We start from the raw sequence: 22,022 nt of genomic DNA, 5'->3' as shown, positions 1-22,022 counted from the left end.
ACCCCAAAAGGGCGATCTGTCGCATCGCGCCTATTCATGCATTCCTGAGTTCCCTAGCGTTGCCACCTGAGCCGCCGAGCGCATTCGCCAGTCGCGGTGATTCGTCGTAGCGACAGACTAGGGATGGTGACCAATGTTTCAACTTCGCTTGGCAGGACAGGTTGGCCTGCGCTTGCTGCTGGCATCGGCAGCCATCGTGGCGGGCGTGCAGGCATTCCGGCTCCTGCTGTTGCCGGCAATCGTGTCCGTGTTTCATCCGGGAGAGGCGTTGACCAGCTTCCTGCGGCGCATCGGCATCCTGTCCTTCCTGCTGTTGTCGTACTGGGCCTACGTGCGCTTCTACGAGAAGCGAAAGGTCGACGAGCTTCGTCCAACGCCGCGAGGTATCGCCATTGGCGGACTAACCGGCGCCGGCCTGATCCTGCTCGCCGCACTGCTTCTGTTCGCACTGGGCGCCTACGAAGTCACCGCCTATCGAGGCATGCAAGACGGGTTACTGAGTGCTGCCGGCTTGATCGTGGTCGCGGCAATGCTCGAAGAGGTTGTCTACCGCGGCATCCTTTTTCGCGTGCTGGAGAACGCCTGGGGCACCGCCATCGCCCTGTTCCTGCAGTCGTTGCTGTTCGGGCTGGGGCACCTCGAGAACATCGAGGACGGTGCGAGCACGGTGGAGCTGATCACCACCGTCGTCTCGGTCACGCTGGTCGGCGCCTTCTGGACCTTGGTGTTCGTGCTCTCGCGCAATCTTTGGGTAGTGGCGGCCAACCATGCCGCCTGGAATTTCTCGATCATCCTGACGGGTGTGCCGCTTTCCGGTCTTGGCGACTGGGTGTCACTGGCGCCGATTGCCAGCCGATACCAAGGACCCGACTGGTTGACCGGCGGAAGATTTGGCCCGGAATCTTCCTTGATCACGATGGTGCTGGTTAGTGCCGCTCTGGCGGTGTTGTGGACGCTGGCGCGTTCGAGGGATCGCCTGGTGAAAGCGCAAGCACAGGGGATCGATGGCGTCGACGGGATGGTCAGGCGTCCGCATACGCCCAATTAGGCGCGATGCCTCCTTAAGAGAGGATCGCTTGGCACTGCGTTCTACATGAGGCATCAATCTTCTTGGTCAGCTGTTCGATGAACCCTCGCCATTCGATAACACGCCCCTTCGACAGCTCATCGGGCACCTTGCCGGTATGCACTATCTCACCCCTGAGCGTGACCAATGCCTCTACCGCATCTATCGCGTTTCGCTTCTTCGAGTCTAAGTGGGGTGGAGCGATACCATCCTCGACCCCGTCAAAGGCATTCTTCACGCCGGCCAAGCTCAGCAGGTGCTTGACCTGACCTGCACGCGCGGTATTCATGCCGAACTTGTCTGAGTCGTCGCCGATGGCTTTTTCTCGGACGTACGCGAGCCACAACTCCTTCCACCCGGGAGAAATGGCCAACTCCCATGCGGTCTTCTTCTCCAGGACCTTCTTGACCTCTTCTGGGACGTTCTCCGGCCGTATGATCGTCGCGACGTGTCCGGCCAGCTCCAATGCAAGCTGTTCGACATAGTTCTCCCAGATTCCATACGTGAACACGACAGAGGCAGCGAAGAGCGCCCTCTCCTTCGTGGATGGCTTTCCCTGCCCTGCCTTCACGTAGCTCATCAGGCTGTCTACCACCTTCAAGCCATCGTCTACGTGCGCGATAGCTTTTGTAGATTTTGAAGTCCAGTGCGCTGCGGTCCTCGTCTTCGCCATGAAGTTTCCATCCTTGATGATCTGTCACGAGAAGGTTGAATCGCCCCGCCTGTCGCGGTCGAGCGCGAGCACTAGCTGCGCAATTCGAATGGACACTAGCAGCAACCATCGTGAAGGTCGCGGCCCGCAGCCGCGGCTGGACCGGCTTGCCATACAGGAGGCTGACGGGAGTCTCGAACCCTCCCTTACTTCAGGTTTAGCAGGCGGTCGCGAGTCGGCGATACCGCGACCTGGCGTTGACTTAACACCCATATCAGCAGATCAGCCCAACTATTGGCCCTGGAGAGAAGCGAGCGAGTTGAGCTGCGGGCGGCACCGGACCACCCTCAGAAACGAAAAAACCGCCCCTTTGACAGGACGGTCTTTCGTGGTTTTCCGTACTAGCCGGAAGGACATTCAACTAAAAAACGGCTGAAGCCGTTGATTTAATTGGTGGGCGGTACAGGGTTCGAACCTGTGACCCCTACCATGTCAAGGTAGTGCTCTACCGCTGAGCTAACCGCCCATTTCGCCGGAATCCGTACTTCACATCACCCGGCGAGGGGCGCGCAGTGTAGCCCAGCCCGCAGCCGTCGACAACACTTTCGATGCACGAAATTGCATCCCGGCGGCGGGGCCGGTCGCGGCGGCCTGCCGGGCCCGCTCCGACGGCCCGCCACCACGCCACTCAGGCGTTGAAGCTCGCATCCTTGAGCTGACGCAGCTGGTCCCGGACGGCGGCGGCCTGCTCGAATTCGAGATCGCGGGCGTGCTGGTACATCTTCTGCTCCAGCGCCTTGATCCGGGCCGCCAGTTGGCCCGGGGTCAGCGCGGCGTACTCGCGGGCGTCCTCGGCCACCTTGCGGCTCTTGTCGCGCGCCTTCGCATCGGGTTCGGCGCGGGCGCCTTCCATGATGTCGACGATCGGGCGAATCACCGACGTCGGCGTGATGCCGTGCTCGGCGTTGTACTCGACCTGCTTGGCACGGCGCCGGTCGGTTTCGTCGATGGCCTTGCGCATCGAGTTGGTGACGCGATCGGCGTAGAGGATCGCCTTGCCGCGCACGTTGCGCGCGGCGCGGCCAATGGTCTGGATCAGCGAACCGGCCGAGCGCAGGAAGCCCTCCTTGTCCGCGTCGAGGATCGCCACCAGCGACACCTCCGGCATGTCCAGGCCTTCGCGCAACAGGTTGATGCCGACCAGCACGTCGAACTTGCCCAGGCGCAGGTCGCGAATGATCTCGACTCGCTCGACGGTCTCGATGTCCGAATGCAGGTAGCGCACCCGGATGCCGTGCTCGCCGAGGTAGTCGGTAAGGTTCTCGGACATGCGCTTGGTCAGCGTGGTGATCAGCACGCGGTCGCCCATCGCGACGCGCTTGTTGATCTCGCCCAGCACGTCGTCCACCTGGGTCGCCACCGGGCGGATCTCGACCGCCGGATCGATCAGTCCGGTCGGGCGCACCACCAGTTCGGTGATCTCGTTCTCGGCCTTGTTGAGTTCGTACGAGCCCGGCGTCGCCGACACGAAGATCGCGCGCGGCGACCGCCCTTCCCACTCCTCGAACTTCAACGGGCGGTTGTCGAGCGCGGATGGCAGGCGGAAACCGAACTCGACCAGCGTTTCCTTGCGCGACCGGTCGCCCTTGTACATCGCGCCGATCTGCGGAACGGTCACGTGCGACTCGTCGCAGACCAGCAATGCGTCCGGCGGCAGGTAGTCGAACAGGCACGGCGGCGGCTCGCCGGGCATGTGCCCGGTCAGATGGCGCGAATAGTTCTCCACGCCGTTGCAGTAGCCCACCTCGGCCAGCATCTCCAGATCGAACTGGGTGCGTTGCGCCAGCCGCTGGGCTTCGACGAGCTTGTTCTGCGCGTACAGCTGCTCCAGGCGCACGCGCAGTTCGTCCTTGATCGCCGTAACCGCGTCGAGCACGGTGCGGCGTGTCGTCACGTAATGCGACTTGGGATAGATCGTGTAGCGCGGCAGCTTGCGCAGGGTTTCGCCGGTCAGCGGATCGAACGCGGTGACGGCCTCGATCTCGCCGTCGAACAGCTCGATGCGCACCGCCTCCGAATCGCTCTCGGCCGGATGCACGTCGATGACCTCGCCGCGCACGCGGTAGGTGCCGCGGCGCAGTTCGGTGTCGTTGCGGCTGTACTGCATCTCGGTGAGGCGGCGGATCAGCTCGCGCTGGTCGATGCGCTCGCCCCGCACCATGTGCAGCACCATGCGGAAATATTCGTTGGGATCGCCCAGCCCGTAGATCGCCGAGACGGTGCACACGATGATCGCGTCGCGACGCTCGAGCAGCGCCTTGGTCGCCGACAGGCGCATCTGCTCGATGTGCTCGTTGACCGAGCTGTCCTTGTCGATGAACGTGTCCGACGAGGGGATGTAGGCTTCGGGCTGGTAGTAGTCGTAATAGCTGACGAAGTATTCGACGGCGTTGTGCGGGAAAAACGCCTTGAACTCGCCGTACAACTGCGCGGCCAGCGTCTTGTTTGGCGCCATCACCAGGGTCGGCTTCTGCACCCGCTGGATCACGTTGGCGATCGTGTAGGTCTTGCCCGAGCCCGTCACGCCCAGCAGGGTCTGGTGCGCGAGGCCGCCCTCGAAACCCGCGACGAGCTTCTCGATCGCCGCCGGCTGATCGCCCGCCGGCGAGTACGGCGACACCAGCTCGAACCTGCCGTCGCCGGCCAGCACATGACCCGGTGCGAACCGGGACTGGACGGGAGCATTCGTTTCGGCTTCCTGGCTGTCGCTCATCGTATTCGGCATGGGATCCGTGGGCTCTAATGGCGAGTGTATTCCGGCATGGAGATGGGGACTGTCACGGCATTTCCCTACCCCCAGATCTCGGAATCGCCGCTCGCGGCGCGGTGCACGTGCAAGGAAGCTGTAGCCCCCTCACGAACCCCAACCCCTATGGCTCGCAACGATGCCGCCTTCACGCTGGTGGAACTCGCCACGACGCTCGCCGTGGTTGGCATCACCCTGCTTGCGGCAATCCCTGCGTTTGCCACCGTGATGCGCAACGCACAGGCCGCCAGCGCTTCGCACCAACTGACCGTTGCGTTGGCCACCGCGCGCATGGCCGCCATTGATCGCGGCCATGCGGTCACGGTCTGTCCGAGCAATGACGGCTCGCACTGCAGGCGCGATTCAACCTGGGATGCCGGCTGGATCGTCTATCTGGACCCCGGTCGCGATCCGGACCCGGCGTCGGTCGAGCGGGTGCTGGAGCACAGCCAGCGCGACGGCGCGATCAGCGTGCGCGGCAGCGATGGCCGTCGCCGTGTGCGCTACCTGCCCGATGGGCGCGCTTCCGGGAGCAACACCACACTCGCCCTGTGCCGGCGCGCCGACGGGCAGTCCGTCGGCAAGGTCGTGATCAACAACGCCGGGCGCGTGCGGATCGAGCGTCCCGATGCGCCCGGCACACGATGTCCGTTCAATCTTTGAAAAGAGGGTTGACCGTGGCCGAAGCCGGGCTACAATACGCACCCCGCCCGAATAGCTCAGCCGGTTAGAGCACTTGACTGTTAATCAGGGGGTCGTTGGTTCGAGTCCAACTTCGGGCGCCAGATTTGTTTTACGAGAACGGCTTGCAGCGATGCAAGCCGTTTTCTTTTGCGTGCGATTTCGGCTGAACGCCAGGGCGCGCCCTAGGACAATGCCTGGTTTGTGAGCATCGGCCCAGTCAGCGGGGCGCCGATCGGAAGCCCGCGGGCGTCCCGCCATTGCCCTCCAACACGGGCGGCCGGGCATTGCGCCGCACGTGAACCCGCGCCGTACGCGAGCAACGGCCGGCGCGCCTCCCCGCCTGACGCAAGCCAAGGCGCCCTCTGCCTCGCTACCCGACCGCCACTGCCCCCTGCATTTCCGGGCCGACGTGGCGACCGAGGGCATTGCGGTCCGGCCTCCGGATGCCGGCGCGCCACGCTGGAACTGCGAAGTTCGGAGGTTCGGTCGGCGGTCGGCAGATGCCCCGGTGGTCGCCCGCCGCCCCCTGGTCACAAACAAAAAAAGCCCGGGAGATCCCGGGCTTTTTTTGTACTTCAGATCGTGCAGGAAGGGGTTACTTGAAGCAGTCGCCGGCAGTGCCAGAGGCCGACTTGGTGCCCGCCTGGTTCATCGACAGATTGCCGCACTTCGTATCCTTTGCGGCCTGACGTCCCTGCGGTGTCGCCCGAATCGTGTAGGTCTGCGCCGCCACGGCATTCAGGGCGATGGTGTAGTGCCCCCGCAGGTCGTTGGCACAGGTCAGCGCCGGCAACGCAACCGCAACGCCGGTGACGGTCTGGTGGTACCGCAGGTTGGTGGTGTAGAAGCGCTCCATGAACTGCGCCGCCTCCAACATGCAGGCCGACGCGGTCGCCCGCCTGGATCGGACCATCGAGTCCTCGTAGCGGGTCATCGCGATGCCCGCCAGGATGGCAATCACCACCACCACGATCATCAGTTCGAGCAAGGAGAAACCTCGGCTGGCCCGACCACCGTGGTGCGAGGTCCGGGAGCGCTTGTTGGCGACGGATACGGTCATTTTTCTCAATCCTTCAAGAGTTCACGCCAGGAGATACGACCAATCTGTCCGGTGTTGCGTACCGGCGCCGATCCGGTGCCACTCGTCGAGCCGGGGACCGTCACCAGACCGTCCTGCACCAGCGGGTCTCCGACCATGCCAACGCCGAGATCGACGCCGCCGACACCGACCTGGTTACCACCGGAGCCGACCGTATCGTCGGTGAAGTTGCCATCACCGTCCAGATCGAAGTAGTTCTCCTTGAGCGAGGTGCCGGTGAAGGCATCCAGCGCATAGAGATAGCCGCGACCCGTCGGATTGCAGGGATTGTCGCTGGGAATACCGCTGCTCGCGATCAGCACGCCGGAACGTTCCTGGTTCACGCCCATCATGCGCTCGCCTTCCGCCTTGGGCGGCGTGCTGGCGGGATCGAGCAGATCGATGAACCAGCCCTTCTCCTTGCCGGTATCGAGCGGCTTGTTGGCCTCGAAACCGCGCACGGGGCGACCGTTGGTGCCGGTGCCGGCCACGTTGAGCTTGCGCAGGCTGAGGTTGGTGCCGCGGGCACCGATGTTGGCGCCTGCGTCGATGATGCCGTACCAGGTCTGGACGTCACGATTGCCCGGGTCGGTGGCTTCGAGGAACTTGCCGGTACCGAAGAACACCCAGCGCTTGAAGGTCGTCGGATCCATCGCGATCTCGGGAACGCTAACGATGGGCTGGGCCTTGTTGGCACTGTCGGTGGCGCTGAACAACGGGTTGTTGCCGCTGATCGCGTTACCCCATTGGTTGGGATTGCTGTCGCTCAGGTCGAACTTCCACATGTTGCCGCGCAGGTCGCCTGCGTACACCACGTCGATGTCGCCATCGCCCTCGTTGTCCCAGCCCTTGGGCGTGAACATCGCGTTGTTGGCGCCCGCCACCGAGATCTTCTTCAGGATGGTGCCGTCTTCGATGTCGACCACGAACAGCGACGCGGTGTCATTGGTGCTGTTGACGCCATTGCCGAAGACCACGCCGGTCTTGCCGTTGTTGAGCTTGGCGATGAACGGCCGGCCTACCATGTAGCCCAGATCGTTGGCGTGGGTGGACCAGGCGGACGTCGTCTCGGAGCGGTCCCACAGGATGTTGGTGGCCGCAAACGTCGTCGGGCTGGTGACGTCCAGGGCGTACAGCCCCTTGCCACCGCGGCCCATGAAGCCGACCAGGATGTCGCGGCCGTTCGGGTACGTCGTCGACTTGGTGTCGAGGCGATCCGAAACGACCAGCGGGCCGTCGGTAAACCACTTGTGCACGTAGGCCGGCGAGCTCAACGAGGCCAGCGCGGTCATGTTGGTGCTGCCCGGAACGTAGGCGAAGCGCTCGGTCAGGTCGGCATTGAACGCATGCAGCATGCCGTCGTTGGCGCCGACGTAGATCGTGTCGCGCGTCGGGTCCGGTGTGCCCGTCGCACTCATGCCCCGCACGAAGACCGGCGAGCTGTGGACGATGTCGCCCAGCACGGTGAGGCGCTGACGGTACGTGCCCGTGCCGCCGCCCTGTTCGAGCGACTGGTCGCCCTTGAGGTAGTTGACGATGTTGGTGCCGCCCAGCGCGGTGGCCTGAGCCGTCGTGGGGAACGAGGTACCGGTGGTCCCCCAGGTGAAGAACTGGCGGGAGGTGTACGCCGGCATCTGGATCGTCGCCTTGAACAGCGGCGGGTTGGTCGTACCGGCCGGTGCGGTGATCGAGTGCGCTGCCAGCTCACCCGTCCACTGTCCACCGGTGTAGCTGGCCACGTAGACGCGGGTGTTGCCATTGATCGACGAGCTGTTGGCCGCGAGGTTCGAGCGCGAGGCCTGCTGGTTGTTGATCGCCGCCAGCGCATCGCGCAGGCCGGCGGTGAACGCCGTCGGGTTGGTGGCTGCGATGAACTCGCCGCGACCGTTGACCGCCGCATGCAGCAGGTCGTCGATGCGCTCGTCGTCCTCGGCGTCCATCGGGTTCGGCCAGGCGACGTTGGTCCCGCCGATCTTCGGGCTGCCGTCTGCCAGCACCTGCGCGACGGAGGACTGGTCCACCGTGCCCTTCAGGCCGATCGAGATGCCGAAGGTGACCATGTGCTGCCAGAACGCCCCGTCCTTGGCCGACGTGGGGACGATGTTGCTCATCGCCGAGTCCGGACGCAGGTCGTTCTTCCAGTAGTACATCGCGACGTCGGCCAGCGTGGTCGAGTTGGTGTCGCTGAACGGTGCCGCGGCCACGTACTTGTCGGTTGTACCGTCGGGACGCGCGATGTCGACGCCGTCGGTGCCGTCGGTGTTGCCGACGCTGCTGGAACCGCTGTTCCAGTAGCCGTCGGTGGTCAGGATCGAGAAGTTCTGCCGGCACTGCAGCTGGTTGTTGTTGACGTCGAGCGTGCCGCCATACGGGCCGTCGGCGCCGGTTTCCTTGAAGTAATCACCCGCCCGGGTCAGCGCCGGAAGCAACGGGGTGCCGTTGTTGGCGCGCGTCGCGTGCAGGTTGTTGAACCAGGTGGCGCGGTTGTTGCCGATGAACTTGCCGTCATCGGTTCCCACCGGAATGCGCATCTGGGTGGTGCTGTTGTAGCCGTTGGTGCCGTTCCAGATCGTGCTGAAGCCGGTGCGGTACTTGGCGCCCTCCAGTTCGGAGAACGCCTGACTGGCGCCCGCCTTGGCCGCCTTCATGCGGGTGCTGTGGTAGGAGTACCAGTTGGCAAAATTGGTCCACTGCTCGGCGATCGAGTCGAGCGTGTTGCCGAACGGGAACGTGGTGATGCTGTTGCAGATCCAGCTGCTTCCGTCCCACGTGCAACTGCGGGCATCGGTGCCGCTGCCCGTTCCGTTGGCGTCGAGGACGTAGCGCGTGTAGCTCGAGTTGGTGGTGATGGAACCGCCGTTGTACACATAGAACGTGTAGTCGCGCCCTTGGGCCAACAGGTTGATCGTCGAACCCGAGGCGAGATTGGCATCCGAGTACACCGCGGTGCGCGGCGTGCTGGCCAGGGTCGTCACCGTGCCGGCACTGTCGACCTTCTTCCAGCCGGTGTAAGTGATCGCCGGGTTGTAGTAGACCGTATTGCGCATCGACGAACGCATCGCGATGCTGTCCGACAGGCCTGCTTCGGAGCTGGTGCCTGTACTGCCGGGCATGCTGTACCAGTTCATCGACCCGGAATCGTCGAGGATGAACAGCACGTTCGGCGCCACCGGGTCCGCGAACTGCAGCGGCGTGGGCGGCAACGTCATGGCGGCATGCACCGGCAGACCGAGCACGGTCGCGATGCAGGCGGAAAGCAGTGGCAACGCGGGGAAGCGCTGCTGTGCACGGGTCTTGTTGTTGGTCATGTCGGTTCTCCGCTTACTGTGCGGCGTAGCTGGACTGCAGCAGGACCTGCGCACGATCGGTACCAGCACTCTGCGCGGTGATTCGGTAGCGAGGCGTCATGCAATCGGGCTGACGCGGCCGCTTGCGATCGCAGAAGAAATCCTTCGGCGATTCGCCCATGTATTCGATGTAGTACGACGGATCGACGGCAAGGTCACCCAGATCGACCGTGACGGTCCGCCATCCCGCGAAACTGGCGTCCTGCCAGAGCGGCGTGGGCGCCGTCTCCGGGTCAGGCGTGGCGCACAGTCCGTTGCTGCAGCCGCTGCTGGGAAACGCCGAGCGGGTAGCCGGAAGCGTCAGGCTGGTTTCGGCCACGCGCAACGCGGCTTCGGCCGCCTGGAATCCCAGGCTGCGGTCAAAGAGGTTGGCGCTCATGCGCTCCTCGAGCAGGGTGCCGCGCAGGCTGGCCAACCCGAGCAGGGTCATCACCAACAGAAGGATGAGCACCACCACCAGGGCGATGCCGCGCTGCTGCTGCGGCGCGCGGATCGCGCTCCTGCCCCTGGAACGGAAATACGATTTTGCATTCATGGCTGCTGTACTCACGACATGCGGTTGCGCAGGGTGACGGTGTGGGTGAGCGTTCGCGTCAGGATGTTGTTGCTGGTGTCGCGCAATTCCCGGCCCTGTTGCCCGCCGCGTGCAGTCTCAATCGTCAGCACGATGCGCACCGCGGTCACGTTGGCCCAGTTGGTGCCAGCCGCTGCCGCCACGTAGGACGTCGCGCCGCCGACCAGGTAGGTGATCTGCATGTCCTGGATGCCCTCGGCGACTTCCTCTGCCGGCTGCGCCACACCGCGCCGCATGGTGATGCGGTAGAGCGACCGTCCACCGTTGGTGTTGGCACCGATATACCAGCGCGCGGCGTGCAGCTTCACGATCTGGGAATTCTTGGCATACAGCTTGTACGGCTGCTGCGGGTTGGGCGCGGTGCAGTTCACCGGCAGACCCAGCGCCTTGGTGCAGTTGCCCGGGCCTTCACTGACGTTGCCGGTGTTGTGGACGATCGTGACGTTGGTGTCGCTGGCGTTGGTGACCTGGAAGATCGACGCCTGGCTGTAGTCGCACACCATCAGGACGTCGAAGTCCTCGATGCCGTGGTTGACCGTATTGACCTTGAACTGCGCCGAGCTGGTGACGTGATCGACAACGCTCACGCCCGTGGACTCGCCGGAAAGCAGCTCGATCGCGTCGGTGCCCGGCACGCTGCCGGCCAGTGCGCCGTTTTCGAAACCGAACACGCCCCGACCCCAGTTGTTCCACCAATCGGTACCGGCGCCGTTGAGGACATTGGCCACCGGCAGGTTCTTGGCGCAGGGGGTGCCGGCGGCTTCGCGCACTTCGCGGGCCATGAGTTCGAAGGCGACCCGGGCGTTTTCCTGGATGCGGCCCAGATTCTCCGTCGTGTTGTATGTCCGCTTGTTGGACATGAACATGCCGATCGCGCCGCCCACGACGAGCAGGCCCAGGATCAGCGAAATCATCAACTCGATGAGGCTGAAGCCACGCATGTCCCGCGAGGCGGGGCCAGAGTACGAAGGTTGAGTATTCATATCTGTGTCGTCGTCGCGATGCTGTGGGCTTGCAGGGTGGCGGAGTCACCGGAGCCGCGGGAGTCGTCCCAGAACACCGTGACGGTGCACACGTTGGCCGCGCAGTTGACTTGGCCGCAGGTGGAGGCAAAGTCGCCGAGCGCGCCCTTCATGGACAGGAACCACGCGTTGATGTCCTGGCTGGCAAGGCTGGCGGCGGCCGCGGGCGTGGCGCACACCTTTCCCATGTTGTAGCCCCCGGCACGGGCCACGGTTGCGTTGGCGCGCATCGAGTCGAGGATGGCGTAGGTCTGCACCACCGCCTGGCTACGCTGCAGCGCGCTCTGCGAGTTCTTCAGCGTGGTCGCCTGCAGCGCGGCGATGCCGAGCAGGCCGATGGCCATGATCAGCACGGCGATCAGCACTTCGATCAGGCTGGCGCCGCGGCTTTTCGCTGGAGATCGATAGGGGTTCCGTCGGAACGGCATGTCAGGACTCCGGGAGGTCATCAGGGTCACGCTGGTGCTGGTCATCAGGCGTCGGTTGGTTTGTCGCAGGCGCCGGCGCCGTTCAGGACGCGGGTGGAAATGCGGCTGCCGGCGGCGACGGCGACCATGCGCTCGTTCTGCGCAGGCCGGGTGGTCACGATGCAAACGGCGACCGACCCATTGGCGAGCGGCGCGTTGCCGGCCGTGCCATTGCGCGCATAGCCATCCGAACGGAACACCAGCTGGCCGGTGGCGAGCGCGTCGCTGGCGCGCAGCTGGACGCGCGGCGGCGGCTCGCCCCGGCGAAGCAGCAGCGGGTCGTTGGCCGTGCCGTCGCCATTGCCATCGGGCACCAGCACGATCCAACCGGTCCAGGCGACTCCCGCCGCGACGTTCGTGCAGGTAGCGCCGTCGGCGCTGTTGCATAAGATGACGCGGGTATTGCGGCGAACCGCTTCGATCCGGGCGATCTGGACCGAGGCCACCACCTCGTTGGCGGTGCTGCTGAGGCGGTTGTTGTTGAAGACCGCGGTGAAGCTGGGGAAGCCGATCGCCATCACCACGGCCAGGATGATGATGACCACCAGCAGCTCGACCAACGTGAAGCCCGCCGCGAGGCGTGCCGGCAATGAGCGACGGAGCGGCGGGGATGGGTTCTTGGAGGAGAGCATTGGGAGTTCCCGGACAAGCGGCTCATGAAAGGTAGGTCAGGGTCCGGTTGCTTGCCAGACATGCCCGATGGGCGGCCGGGCGGCGGGTGCCAGCGGCACGGGTCGCCGGAACCAGCGCCGCCAAGGCATGGTGCGGGGCCCGGGCATAAGGCCGCGCGACGCGGCGGCGTCGCTCGGTTGCGTATGGACATGCGCGCCCTCACTCTTCCATACCTCGCACGGCCTCAGGCCCGGCGAGGCATGCGCCCATGGCGTCAACAGGCCCTAGTTGCCAGGTCTTCTCGAAGATGAGCCCCTTGCCCACCTCCCCGCGCTCGGTCAGTCCCCTTCCACTGGATGCGCTCTGGCAGACGTCGACGCTGGTGTGGGTATTGCTTGCCGGCGAGGGGCTTGCCGTCGTGCTCTCGCTCGCGCCCGGCGTCAACGTCGACCGCCTGGTGTACTTCGGACTGACCTCGATGATGGTGCAGTGGGTGTCGCTGCTGACCCTGGCCGGGCTGTACGTGCTGCGCCGGCTGCTTGCGCCATTGACCCTGCACCAGCTTGCCTACGTGGCGCTGGCGCTGCTGGTGTTGAACACCTGGCTGGTGGCCGGTGCGGCCTGGTACCTGTTGGGCGACCTGTGGCCAATGACCGACGGAAGCTGGCAAGCGCTGTTCCTTCGCCTGACCGTGATCGTGCTCACAGTTGGCCTGTTGGGTCTGGCGGCATTCCAGAACCACTGGCGCGGACGCCTGCATGCGGTCAGGGCGAAGCAGTCCGAACTGCAGGCGCTGCAGGCGCGCATTCGCCCGCACTTTCTGTTCAACACGCTCAATACCGGTGCGGCACTGGTGCACCAACGGCCGGAAGAAGCCGAACGTCTGCTGCTGGATCTGGCCGATCTGTTTCGCGCCGCGCTGGCGGGCCCGCGGCAGATCCTGCTCGAAGACGAACTCTCGCTGGTGCGGCGGTATCTGGAGATCGAATCACTGCGCTTTGGCGATCGCCTTCGGATCAACTGGCAGCAGCCGCGTGAGCTGCCGCCGGTAACGGTACCGGCGTTGTCGGTGCAGCCGCTTGTCGAGAACGCGATCCGCCACGGCATCGAACACCTGCCCGGCGGTGGCGATGTCGAAGTCACCGTCACCACCACCGTCGATACGGTGGTGCTGCGCATCAGCAATCCGGTGCCGCGCAGCGGCCCTGCCGTGCCCGGCCATCAAGTCGGGCTCAACGCCTCGCAGGTGCGGATCGAGGCCCTGACCGGCGGGCGCGGCAGCGTGCAGACGCAGCTCCAGGGCAGCCGCTTCATCGCCACGGTGCGCTTGCCGCTCAACACCGCCGGGTGAGACCGGCGCGGCCTCCCGACGTTCGCTGAGGCACCCTGCCCCGCCGGCAGGCGTTGCGCCATGCCGGCTCCCATGTCGTTCGGCCGTCTGCCTGGCCTGGACCGGATCGAGCGTCAGGTGACCACGCGATAGCAGGGCTTGTACTCGCCCGCGATCTTCATGCGCCGCTGCTCGACGAACGCACGCAGCAGCGCATCGAGCGACTGCATCATGTCGTCGTCGCCGTGGATCTCGAACGGCCCGAACTCTTCGATTCGACGCATGCCGTCTTCCTTGACGTTGCCCGCGACGATGCCCGAGAACGCTCGGCGCAGGTCAGCCGCCAGCTCGTGCGGCTTGCGGCCGTGGTGCAGGTCGAGCGCGGCCATGGCCTCGTGGCTGGGCACGAACGGCTGCTGGAATGCCAGCGGGATGTCGATCGACCAGTTGAAGAAGAACGAATCGCGGTGGGCCTTGCGGTGCTCGCGCACGCGGGCGATGCCCTCGGCCATGCGCGTGGCCACCTTGGCCGGATCGGCGACGATGATCTCGTAGCGCGAGGTGGCGATCTCGCCCAGTGTCAGGCGCAGGAAACGGTCGATCTGCTCGAAGTAAGGCGCGGCCGACGTCGGCCCGGTGAGGATCAGCGGGAACGGCAGGTCGGCGTTCTCCTCGCGCAGCAGGATGCCCAGCAGGTACAGGATCTCCTCGGCAGTGCCCACGCCACCGGGGAACACGATGATGCCGTGACCGAGGCGCACGAATGCCTCGAGGCGCTTCTCGATGTCCGGCATGATCACCAGGTTGTTGACGATCGGGTTCGGCGATTCGGCGGCGATGATGCCCGGCTCGGTGATGCCGATGTAGCGCGTGCGGCGACGACGCTGCTTCGCGTGCGCGATCGTCGCGCCCTTCATCGGGCCCTTCATCGCGCCCGGGCCGCAGCCGGTGCAGATGTCGAGCGAGCGCAGGCCCAGCTCGTAGCCGACCTGCTTGGTGTAGACGTACTCCTCGCGGTTGATCGAGTGGCCGCCCCAGCACACCACCAGGTTGGGATCGGTGGGGTACAGGATGCGCGCGTTGCGCAGCAGGCCGAACACCGCGTCGGTGATGCCTTCGCTCGACAGCAGGTCACGAGACCCACCTTCGCGCAGCTCGATCGTGGTGTAGGCCAGGTCGCGCACCACCGCGAACAGCAGGTCGGCGACACCGCGGATCAGCTCGCCGTCGACGAAGGCCATCGCCGGCGCGTTGCGCAGCTCGATGCGTACGCCGCGGTCCTGCTGCTGCACTTCGATGTCGAAGTCCGGATACAGCTCACGCGCGGCACGCGGGTCGTCCGAAGCGCTGCCGCTGGTCAGCACCGCCAGCGCGCAACCGCGCAGCAGGTCGTGGATGCCGGTCGAGGCATCGCGCAGCTTGGCGACTTCACCACGGGAAAGGATGTCGAGTCCGCCGCGCGCGTAGATGCGCGCGTCGACGGTCGGCAGGCGTGTATCGATCTGGTCGGTCATTCGCAGTCTCTTGTCGGTGTTTCGTGTCGTGTCATTCGTATCGCTATCCGCGGCGACTCTAGCGCAGCGGCCCCCACAAAAGAAAACGGCCGGGGCAAGCCCCGGCCGTTCGATGTGGCGATTCCAATCAATCGATCAGAACTTGTAGCGGAAGCCCAGCTGCAGCGACCAGCGCGAGATGCCGCGGTCGTCGTAGACACGGCTGGTATCCGGGGTGTTGAAGCGATAGACGTACTTGCCGGTGGTCGGGTCGATACCGCCGTACTCGACCACGCCCAGGCTGCCCGGGAACGCGACTTCGTCGATCTTGCCCCAGTCCTTGTTGAGCAGGTTGCCGACATTGAGGATGTCCAACCAGATCTCGGACTTGTGACCGGTCATGAAGCCCGGCAGTTCCTGGGAGATGCGGACGTCGAACTGGTTGACCCACTGCGAACGGGCGCCGTTGCGCTCGGCCACCTGGCCACGGTGGGTCGAGAGGTACTCGTCACCGTAGACGAAGTTCCAGAACGCGGTCTCTTCGGCAACGCTGCCGAACAGCACGTCACCCGGGCCCGTCGGGATGTACAGCAGGTCGTTGCCGAAGCGGCTGTCGCCGTTGGCGTCGTTGTCGAACACGTAGCTGTAAGGACGGCCCGAACGCCCCTCGTAGAACATCGACGCGGTGGTGTTGTAGTCGCCGAAGAACGCGTGCTTCCAGCTGATCGCCGCGGTGAAGCGGTCGCGGATCTCGTAGCTCGAGGTCGCCGAAACGTTCTCGTTCGGGTGGAACGTGTTGTTGTTGCCCCACTGCGACGCAGACGTCGAACTGGTCAGCGGGCTGGCCTCGTTCGCGTTGGTGTAGGTGTAGGCCAGCATCCAGGTGAAGTCGCTGTCGTTGAACGGCTTGTTGAGCGAGACCGTGAGCTGCTGCGACTCGCCCTTGCTGGTCGGACGCGCGATGAGCGCGTCGCTGAAGGCGGAGTTGGCGTTGGCTCGCGCCTTCACGCGCACGCCGGACGGCTGCGAACCGGACTGGTTCCAGCTGGCCCGATCACGGCCGGCGGCATCCCAGTAGATCGCGCGGCCATCCTGGCCAATCGCGGTGGCCGCGCCCAGGTTCAGGTGCTCGTAGTAGAGACCTTCCTTGACCGAGGTCAGCACCAGCTCGGCCGAGCCCACGACGCCCCACCACGGCAGCTCGTGTTCGAACGCGAGGTTGGCCTTCCACACCGACGGCTGGCCGAGGGCGGGATCGATGAAGTCGACCGACTGAGTGCCGGCGCGCTGGCCCGACGGAACCAGCACGAGCTGGCCGTCCGGGTCGGCGACGAAGCAGCGACCGTCCGGCGTGTTGCACGGACCCGTCAATCCGCTCGACAGGTTGTAGTCGACGTAGCCGAAGCCGGTGTTGGTGAACGGGTTGGACAGCCAGACGTTGGCCGCGGCGCCCTGGAACAGGCCGACGCCACCACGCACCTGCATCGAGCGCTCGCTGTCGAAGGTGTAGTTGAAGCCGAAGCGCGGCTGCACCAGGCCGTTGCCGTCGATCGTCCGGCTGTTGTCGTAGCCGAACGCCGCCTGCGCGGCCGCGTTGTACGTCGGCTTGTCGTCGACCATCGGGCGGTCGTAGCGAAGGCCGAAGTTCAGCGTCAGGTTGCTGTTGACGGCCCAGGTGTCCTGCACGAACACGCCGACACTGCGCATGCCCCAGATGGCGGCGGTGTTGTCCAGATCGCCATTGGTCGGATGGAAGTAGCGGAACGAGGCCGGCGTACCGGCTTCGAACTCGGCGATGCTGTTGAACACGTAGACGCCGTTGCTGCGACGACCGAACAGGTTGTAGACGTCGTTGTCTTCGTAATCGAAGCCGAACTTGATCTCGTGGTCACCGGCATACCAGTTGCCGGCGAAGAACGCGTTCCAGGTCTCGGTCTGCAGGATGTTGGCGTGGGTGTTCTCTTCGGTACCGAAGTTCACCGTGGCGTTACCGACGCGCACGGCGACCGACGGCAGATCGCCACGCGGGGTGCGCACGGCCGAGTAGTCGCGGTAGGAAACCTTCGCTTCGGTGGAGAAGTTCTCGGTCCAGTCGCTGAACAGCTGCGCGGTGTAGGTATCGAACTCGAAGTCGCGCTGGTAGGCGTAGCTGTCGAGCGCGATCTGCGTGCTGCCAAAGCCCGGGAACACCGCCACGCTCTGGTCCGAGGTGCCGTAGCGGAAGCTGGCGCGCTGGTTGTCGGTGATGTTCCAGTCGATCTTGAGGCCGTACTCTTCCGACGTGGTATCGGCTCCGCCAACACCGTAGCCGCCGGACTCGAAGCCGTAGCCGCGCGCGATGCGCTGGATGTCGGCGATCTGCTGCTGGGTGACGTTGACGGTGTTCGACGCGCCCGAACCCACCGGACCGAAGGTCGGGCCGGCGGCGGTCTGCTCGGACTTCTCGTAGTTGAAGAAGAAGAACAGCTTGTCCTGGATCAGCGGACCACCGAAGGTCGCGCCGTAGGTGGTGTCGTCCTCGAAGCCCGAGAACTTGCTGCCGTCTTCGTTCTTGCGGACCATCGAGTTGTCTCGGTACAGGCCGTAGACCGAACCGTGGAACTCGTTGGTACCCGACTTGGTGACCGCGTTGATCACGCCGCCGGTGCCGCCGGAGATGGTGACGTCGTAGTTGGCGACGTCGATCGACACTTCGTCGATGGCATCCATCGAGAAGGGCTGCTTCGGGGTCGGCAAGCCGTTCGACTCGAGGCCGAACGCGTCGTTGGTGCTGATGCCGTCAACGCGGATGGCGTTGTAGCGCGGATTCTGGCCGCCCACCGAGATCTCGTTGCGCGACTTGTCGGTCTGGCTGACGCGCGGGTCGAGGCGCGCGTAATCCTGCAGGTTGCGTTCGATCGACGGGAACGCTTCGATCTGCTGGCGGGTGACGTTCGAGCCGGCGCCCATCTTGGTCGCGCTGAACACGTCCGAGCCGTAGGCCACGACGGCCTGCACGGTTTCCAGCTGGGTGACTTCGCCGCCGAGCGAGACGTCGACTTGGTTGACCTTGTCCAGGTTGAGGAAGACGCCGTCTTCGGTGGTGCTGCCGGCGCCGGACTTGTTGATCACGATCGTGTACGGGCCACCGACACGCAGGCCGCGGGCGGTGTAGCGGCCGCTGGCGTCGGTCGTGGCGCGGCTGACGGTGCCCGACTCGGTGTGCGTGATGGTGACTTCTGCGCCCGCGACGGGCTGGCCGTCGGTGCCGACAACCGTACCGCCGACACCGGCGGAGGTGCTCTGCGCGAAAACCGGAGCGGTGGCTAGGACGGCGAGCAGTCCAAGCGTGAGCTTGGACAACCGGACACGATTCGGATGGGTCATTGCAAAGGCCTCGGTACGTGGAATGCAGGGCGGGAACACGACGTCGCCTGACGGCGACGTGGTTCCGGCCGGGTGGTGGTGGAGTACCCCATACCCGGGCAACGGGCAGCGCCCCGCCGGGTTAACAACAGATTAACATACTAGGCCGCATGTGTTTCAGCCCTGTGACCACTGTCAAACGCCGTGCGCAATGCGGCGCGGGGCCTGGGGGCTTTGCCCCACCCCACAGGACAAGCTCGACCTATCGCTCAGGGCGCGGAAATCTGCAGGTAGGTGCCCAGGCCATCGATGACCATCTGCACCGAAATCGCGACCAGCAGCATGCCCATCAGGCGCTCGACCGCAGTGAGCACGCGCGAGCCCAGCCAGCGGTACAGATAGGTGGCACTGAACAGGATCGCGGCGGTGGCAAACCAGGCCGCCAGCAGCGCGATGCTCCATTCGCCGAGGCGGTCGGGTTCGTTGCTGCCCATCAGCATCACCGCCGCCATGCCCGAGGGCCCGGCCACCAGCGGAATGGCCATCGGCACGATGAAGGGCTCGCCGTCGGGCAGCTCGCCCATCAGGCCTTCCGGCGGCGGAAAGATCATGCGGATGCCGATCAGGAACAACACGATGCCACCGGCGATCGACACCGACTCCTGGCGAAGGTGCATGACCTCCAGGGCGTACTTGCCACCCCACAGGAACACCATCAGCACGCCAAGCGCGATCAGCAGCTCGCGGGCCAGCACGATCCGCTGCCGCTTCGGCGGCAAGGTGCGCAGCAGGCTCAGGAAGATGGGGATGTTGCCGAGCGGATCGAGGATCAGGAACAGCAGCAGCGCGGCCGAAGCAATGGTCATGAAAACCTCGAATGGCCCCTGGCGCAGCACCGTGCCGCCCCGAGCAGGCCAACGTTACCCCAGCCGCGAGCCGGGCAGCGGGATGGCGTCGTGGATGGGTGCGGGCGGCGGGCGCCCGCGCAGGGTCAGCGCGGGGGCACCCAGACCTGTCCGCGGTAAACGGCGCCCGCGGGCGACAGCAGGGTCACGCAGTCGGGGGCACACAGCGCGGGTTCCCGTGCGCCACGATCGTTGCCGTCGACATAGGCACGCGATCGCAACGGCGTGCGCATCGGCCCGGGCTGCAGGCCCGACACGCGCACGCGCGAGCTCCCCAGCTCGGCATGCAGCATCGCCACCAGCGAGGCCAGCCCCTGCTGGGCAACACCGTAGCCGCCCCAGAACGCCTGGCCGGCCTTCGCGAGGTCATTGATCGCGAACACCAACGCGGCATCCTCGGCCTTCGCCAGCAACGGCAGGCAGGCCTGGGACAACCACCAGGGCGCGGTGAGGTTGACGTGGATCGCGCGCGCGAACGCCGCCGGATCGGTGGTGAGCAGCGGTGTCAGGCCACGAAACTCGGCAGCGCAATGCAGCACGCCGTCGAGGCGGCCAAGCTCGGACTCGATGCGGCTGGCAAGTTCGGCGAAATCGTCCGGGCTCGCGCCTTCAAGGTCCAACGGATACAGCAATGGCTCGGGCCCGGCCGCGGCCAGCGCGTCGTAGAGGCGGTTCAACTTGGGCAGCTTGCGACCCAGCAGCACGACGGTCGCGCCAGCCTCGGCGCACGCCAGCGACGCGGCGCTTCCCAGCCCACCGTGCGCGCCGCTGACCAGCACCACACGCCCGGCCAACGCACCGGGGCTTTCCTGCGCCGGGCTCACTGGCGCTGGGTCTCGCTGATCATGCGGGCGAGCTCGCCCGATTCGAACAGCTCGAGCGTGATGTCGCAGCCGCCGATCAGCTCACCGTGGATGAACAATTGCGGGAAGGTCGGCCAGTTGGAGTAGCGCGGCAGGTTGGCGCGCACTTCCGGGTCTTCGAGCACGTTGACTGTGTGCAGCTGCGTCGCGCCGGCGGCCTTCAGCGCCTGGACTGCGCGGCTGGAGAAACCGCACATCGGAAACTGCGCGGTGCCCTTCATGAACAACACGACCGGATGGGCTTCGACTTCGGCCTGGATCCGTTCCATCACAGACATGGTGCAACTCCTGCGGAGGCCCATCACCGGCCGTGGGCCAGGCGTGGGCGTGGGATTGGGTGACGCTTGGTAGAATGCGACATTGTAAGCGTTAGCACCCCGCCGATGCGGCCCCTGCGGCCCTCGCGACACCGGCACCCTCCCCCGGGAACATCCCGCCAGCCTCCCTGCCAGCTAAGGAACCACCATGGCCATCGAACTGCCCGCCCTGCCGTACGACCGCACCGCGCTCGAGCCGCACATCTCCGGCGAGACCATCGATTTCCACTACGGCAAGCACCACCAGGCCTACGTCACCAACCTCAACAACATGATCCCGGGCACCGAGTTTGCGGACATGTCGCTGGAAGACATCATCCGCAAGTCGCAGGGCGGCGTGTTCAACAACGCCGCGCAGATCTGGAACCACACGTTCTACTGGAACTGCCTGTCGCCCAACGGCGGCGGTGAGCCGACCGGCAAGCTGGCCGATGCCATCAACAAGGCGTTCGGCGACTTCGCCAAGTTCAAGGAAGAGTTCACCAAGGTCACCGTCGGCACGTTCGGTTCGGGCTGGGGCTGGCTGGTGCAGCGCCCGGATGGTTCGCTGGCGCTGGTCAGTACTTCCAACGCCGCCACCCCGCTGACCGGCGAGGACACGCCGCTGCTGACCTGCGACGTGTGGGAACACGCGTACTACATCGACTACCGCAACGCCCGCCCGAAGTACGTCGAGTCGTTCTGGAACCTGGTCAACTGGGACTTCGTCGCTTCGAACATGAAGTAAGCGGCACGTCGCACGCGCAAGAAAAAACGGCCGGGGCGACCCGGCCGTTTGCGTTTGCGCTTATGCGTGCGGACCGATCGGTTTTCGCGCGATCGGGGTCCACCACAACGCGCTCAGCGTGCGCAGTCCAGCCCGTACTGCTGGCGGAACTCCTCGGCCTGCGCGGGCGACTCCTTGGCCAGCAACGCGCAGGCGGTGAAGTTGCCGTGCATGCGCCGCGTGTCGGCGTCGGTGTACGTCCAGTCGACGATGTCGGCACGGGCAAACCGATGGCGCTGGCCCTGCGCGACGCGGGTCACGACTTCCGGCCGGTTGGCGATCAGGGCCGAGTATCCGTCGCCATCGACGGACAGATCGCTCAGCCAGAAATATTCGGTGGCACCGTCCTGGCTGATCGGCACCTTGACGGCGAAATCACCCAAGCCCGCAGGTGCCGGTTTGGCCAGCGCCAACGCCAGGAAGCCATCGAGCGACGCGCGCGCCTGGGCGAACGCCGCGCGCATGCCCGCATCCTCGGCGGACACCAGCGCCACCTCGTCGGCCTGCGCGCGCTCGGCGAGGGTTGCCGGTGCGGGCGATTCGCCGCATGCGGCCAATGACAGCAGCAACAGCAACACACACCGCCGCAAAACGGCCGAAGACGACGGCTTGCCGGTGCGATGACCAGCGACCGGGTCGGGCTGTTCGACGGCGCGACACCGGCCGATATCGACGCCGATGGCGGCCTGCGTCAT

Annotated in this window: 18 protein-coding genes and 2 tRNA genes; 5 read left to right on the top strand and 15 right to left on the bottom strand. The window is 65.4% G+C overall.

Translation table 11 applies throughout. From position 1 onward, the window contains the following. The first annotated feature begins 196 nt into the window (after positions 1–196). Positions 197–1,048, top strand: coding sequence for a CPBP family intramembrane glutamic endopeptidase (locus EER27_RS01745; RefSeq protein WP_190285593.1), 852 nt, complete (start codon positions 197–199; stop codon positions 1,046–1,048). Between the two features lie 13 nt (positions 1,049–1,061). On the opposite strand, the gene EER27_RS01740 is transcribed toward EER27_RS01745, so the two are convergent. From EER27_RS01740 to uvrB, 3 genes are all read right to left on the bottom strand, one after another. After that, positions 1,062–1,646, bottom strand: a complete 585-nt coding sequence (locus EER27_RS01740; protein WP_148040888.1) for a HEPN domain-containing protein — start codon at positions 1,644–1,646, stop codon at positions 1,062–1,064. Positions 1,647–2,169: 523 nt separating this feature from the next. Then, a tRNA-Val gene (locus EER27_RS01735) sits at positions 2,170–2,244 on the bottom strand. Between the two features lie 162 nt (positions 2,245–2,406). After that, entirely contained in the window at positions 2,407–4,491 is a 2,085-nt protein-coding gene (gene uvrB / locus EER27_RS01730) for an excinuclease ABC subunit UvrB (protein WP_123086291.1), read from the bottom strand. A gap of 159 nt (positions 4,492–4,650) precedes the next feature. Between uvrB and EER27_RS01725 the strand changes: the two genes are divergently transcribed. Together EER27_RS01725 and EER27_RS01720 are read left to right on the top strand one after the other, a co-directional pair. After that, complete coding sequence (locus tag EER27_RS01725; RefSeq protein WP_190285592.1) at positions 4,651–5,187, top strand: GspH/FimT family pseudopilin; 537 nt, start codon at positions 4,651–4,653, stop codon at positions 5,185–5,187. A gap of 45 nt (positions 5,188–5,232) precedes the next feature. Beyond that, positions 5,233–5,309: transfer RNA gene (locus EER27_RS01720), tRNA-Asn, on the top strand. Positions 5,310–5,803: 494 nt separating this feature from the next. Here EER27_RS01720 and EER27_RS01715 read toward each other — a convergent pair. The 6 genes from EER27_RS01715 to EER27_RS01690 are packed head-to-tail and all read right to left on the bottom strand — an operon-like array spanning position 5,804 to position 12,328. Next, complete coding sequence (locus EER27_RS01715) at positions 5,804–6,268, bottom strand: type IV pilin protein (RefSeq protein WP_123086289.1); 465 nt, start codon at positions 6,266–6,268, stop codon at positions 5,804–5,806. 5 nt (positions 6,269–6,273) lie between these two features. Beyond that, a complete protein-coding gene (locus EER27_RS01710; RefSeq protein WP_123086288.1) occupies positions 6,274–9,594 on the bottom strand; it encodes a pilus assembly protein in 3,321 nt (1,106 codons plus the stop codon). A 13-nt stretch (positions 9,595–9,607) separates the two neighbouring features. Further along, positions 9,608–10,168, bottom strand: coding sequence for a pilus assembly PilX family protein (locus EER27_RS01705; protein ID WP_123086287.1), 561 nt, complete (start codon positions 10,166–10,168; stop codon positions 9,608–9,610). Between the two features lie 11 nt (positions 10,169–10,179). After that, entirely contained in the window at positions 10,180–11,148 is a 969-nt protein-coding gene (locus EER27_RS01700) for a PilW family protein (protein WP_223807122.1), read from the bottom strand. Positions 11,149–11,186: 38 nt separating this feature from the next. Then, on the bottom strand, positions 11,187–11,702 hold the full coding sequence (gene pilV / locus EER27_RS01695; RefSeq protein WP_223807121.1) for a type IV pilus modification protein PilV: 516 nt from the start codon (positions 11,700–11,702) through the stop codon (positions 11,187–11,189). After that, positions 11,702–12,328: a GspH/FimT family pseudopilin gene (locus EER27_RS01690; RefSeq protein ID WP_123086286.1), complete on the bottom strand. Its 627-nt coding sequence runs from the start codon at positions 12,326–12,328 to the stop codon at positions 11,702–11,704. Before EER27_RS01690 ends, pilV begins: the two co-directional genes overlap by 1 nt. A gap of 287 nt (positions 12,329–12,615) precedes the next feature. Here EER27_RS01690 and EER27_RS01685 point away from each other — a divergent pair, with 287 nt between their 5' ends. After that, complete coding sequence (locus EER27_RS01685) at positions 12,616–13,659, top strand: sensor histidine kinase (RefSeq protein WP_425480804.1); 1,044 nt, start codon at positions 12,616–12,618, stop codon at positions 13,657–13,659. 113 nt (positions 13,660–13,772) lie between these two features. Here EER27_RS01685 and ppnN read toward each other — a convergent pair whose 3' ends face one another. From ppnN to grxD, 5 genes are all read right to left on the bottom strand, one after another. Beyond that, positions 13,773–15,152, bottom strand: coding sequence for a nucleotide 5'-monophosphate nucleosidase PpnN (ppnN, locus tag EER27_RS01680; protein WP_123086285.1), 1,380 nt, complete (start codon positions 15,150–15,152; stop codon positions 13,773–13,775). 135 nt (positions 15,153–15,287) lie between these two features. After that, the gene (locus EER27_RS01675; RefSeq protein ID WP_123086284.1) at positions 15,288–18,497 is read right to left on the bottom strand and encodes a TonB-dependent receptor; all 3,210 of its coding nucleotides are present in this window, start codon (positions 18,495–18,497) and stop codon (positions 15,288–15,290) included. 248 nt (positions 18,498–18,745) lie between these two features. Next, positions 18,746–19,342, bottom strand: coding sequence for a YhgN family NAAT transporter (locus tag EER27_RS01670; RefSeq protein ID WP_123086283.1), 597 nt, complete (start codon positions 19,340–19,342; stop codon positions 18,746–18,748). Positions 19,343–19,467: 125 nt separating this feature from the next. Further along, positions 19,468–20,205: an SDR family NAD(P)-dependent oxidoreductase gene (locus tag EER27_RS01665; RefSeq protein WP_223807120.1), complete on the bottom strand. Its 738-nt coding sequence runs from the start codon at positions 20,203–20,205 to the stop codon at positions 19,468–19,470. Further along, positions 20,202–20,522 carry a Grx4 family monothiol glutaredoxin gene (grxD, locus tag EER27_RS01660; RefSeq protein ID WP_123086282.1) on the bottom strand — a complete coding sequence of 107 codons (321 nt, stop codon included), beginning with the start codon at positions 20,520–20,522 and terminating at the stop codon, positions 20,202–20,204. The genes EER27_RS01665 and grxD overlap by 4 nt, the downstream gene beginning before the upstream one ends. A 187-nt stretch (positions 20,523–20,709) precedes the next feature. On the opposite strand from grxD, the gene sodB reads away from it, so the two are divergent. Next, entirely contained in the window at positions 20,710–21,288 is a 579-nt protein-coding gene (gene sodB / locus EER27_RS01655; RefSeq protein WP_123086281.1) for a superoxide dismutase [Fe], read from the top strand. A gap of 113 nt (positions 21,289–21,401) precedes the next feature. Here sodB and EER27_RS01650 read toward each other — a convergent pair whose 3' ends face one another. Continuing rightward, positions 21,402–22,022, bottom strand: coding sequence for a YegJ family protein (locus EER27_RS01650; RefSeq protein ID WP_123086280.1), 621 nt, complete (start codon positions 22,020–22,022; stop codon positions 21,402–21,404).

Source organism: Montanilutibacter psychrotolerans (assembly GCF_003719825.1).
Taxonomy (GTDB): Bacteria; Pseudomonadota; Gammaproteobacteria; order Xanthomonadales; family Xanthomonadaceae; genus Montanilutibacter; species Montanilutibacter psychrotolerans.
Note: the sequence above shows the minus strand (reverse complement) of the source record. Positions and strands in the feature narration are given on the sequence as shown.

Coding starts and splice junctions, on each gene's coding strand:
- EER27_RS01740 (WP_148040888.1), bottom strand. CDS start 1,646: ATGAGCTACGTGAAGGCAGGGCAGGGAAAGCCATCCACGAAGGAGAGG.
- uvrB (WP_123086291.1), bottom strand. CDS start 4,491: ATGAGCGACAGCCAGGAAGCCGAAACGAATGCTCCCGTCCAGTCCCGG.
- EER27_RS01725 (WP_190285592.1), top strand. CDS start 4,651: ATGGCTCGCAACGATGCCGCCTTCACGCTGGTGGAACTCGCCACGACG.
- EER27_RS01715 (WP_123086289.1), bottom strand. CDS start 6,268: ATGACCGTATCCGTCGCCAACAAGCGCTCCCGGACCTCGCACCACGGT.
- EER27_RS01710 (WP_123086288.1), bottom strand. CDS start 9,594: ATGACCAACAACAAGACCCGTGCACAGCAGCGCTTCCCCGCGTTGCCA.
- EER27_RS01705 (WP_123086287.1), bottom strand. CDS start 10,168: ATGAATGCAAAATCGTATTTCCGTTCCAGGGGCAGGAGCGCGATCCGC.
- EER27_RS01700 (WP_223807122.1), bottom strand. CDS start 11,148: ATGCGTGGCTTCAGCCTCATCGAGTTGATGATTTCGCTGATCCTGGGC.
- pilV (WP_223807121.1), bottom strand. CDS start 11,702: ATGACCAGCACCAGCGTGACCCTGATGACCTCCCGGAGTCCTGACATG.
- EER27_RS01690 (WP_123086286.1), bottom strand. CDS start 12,328: ATGCTCTCCTCCAAGAACCCATCCCCGCCGCTCCGTCGCTCATTGCCG.
- EER27_RS01685 (WP_425480804.1), top strand. CDS start 12,616: ATGAGCCCCTTGCCCACCTCCCCGCGCTCGGTCAGTCCCCTTCCACTG.
- ppnN (WP_123086285.1), bottom strand. CDS start 15,152: ATGACCGACCAGATCGATACACGCCTGCCGACCGTCGACGCGCGCATC.
- EER27_RS01675 (WP_123086284.1), bottom strand. CDS start 18,497: ATGACCCATCCGAATCGTGTCCGGTTGTCCAAGCTCACGCTTGGACTG.
- EER27_RS01670 (WP_123086283.1), bottom strand. CDS start 19,342: ATGACCATTGCTTCGGCCGCGCTGCTGCTGTTCCTGATCCTCGATCCG.
- grxD (WP_123086282.1), bottom strand. CDS start 20,522: ATGTCTGTGATGGAACGGATCCAGGCCGAAGTCGAAGCCCATCCGGTC.
- sodB (WP_123086281.1), top strand. CDS start 20,710: ATGGCCATCGAACTGCCCGCCCTGCCGTACGACCGCACCGCGCTCGAG.
- EER27_RS01650 (WP_123086280.1), bottom strand. CDS start 22,022: ATGACGCAGGCCGCCATCGGCGTCGATATCGGCCGGTGTCGCGCCGTC.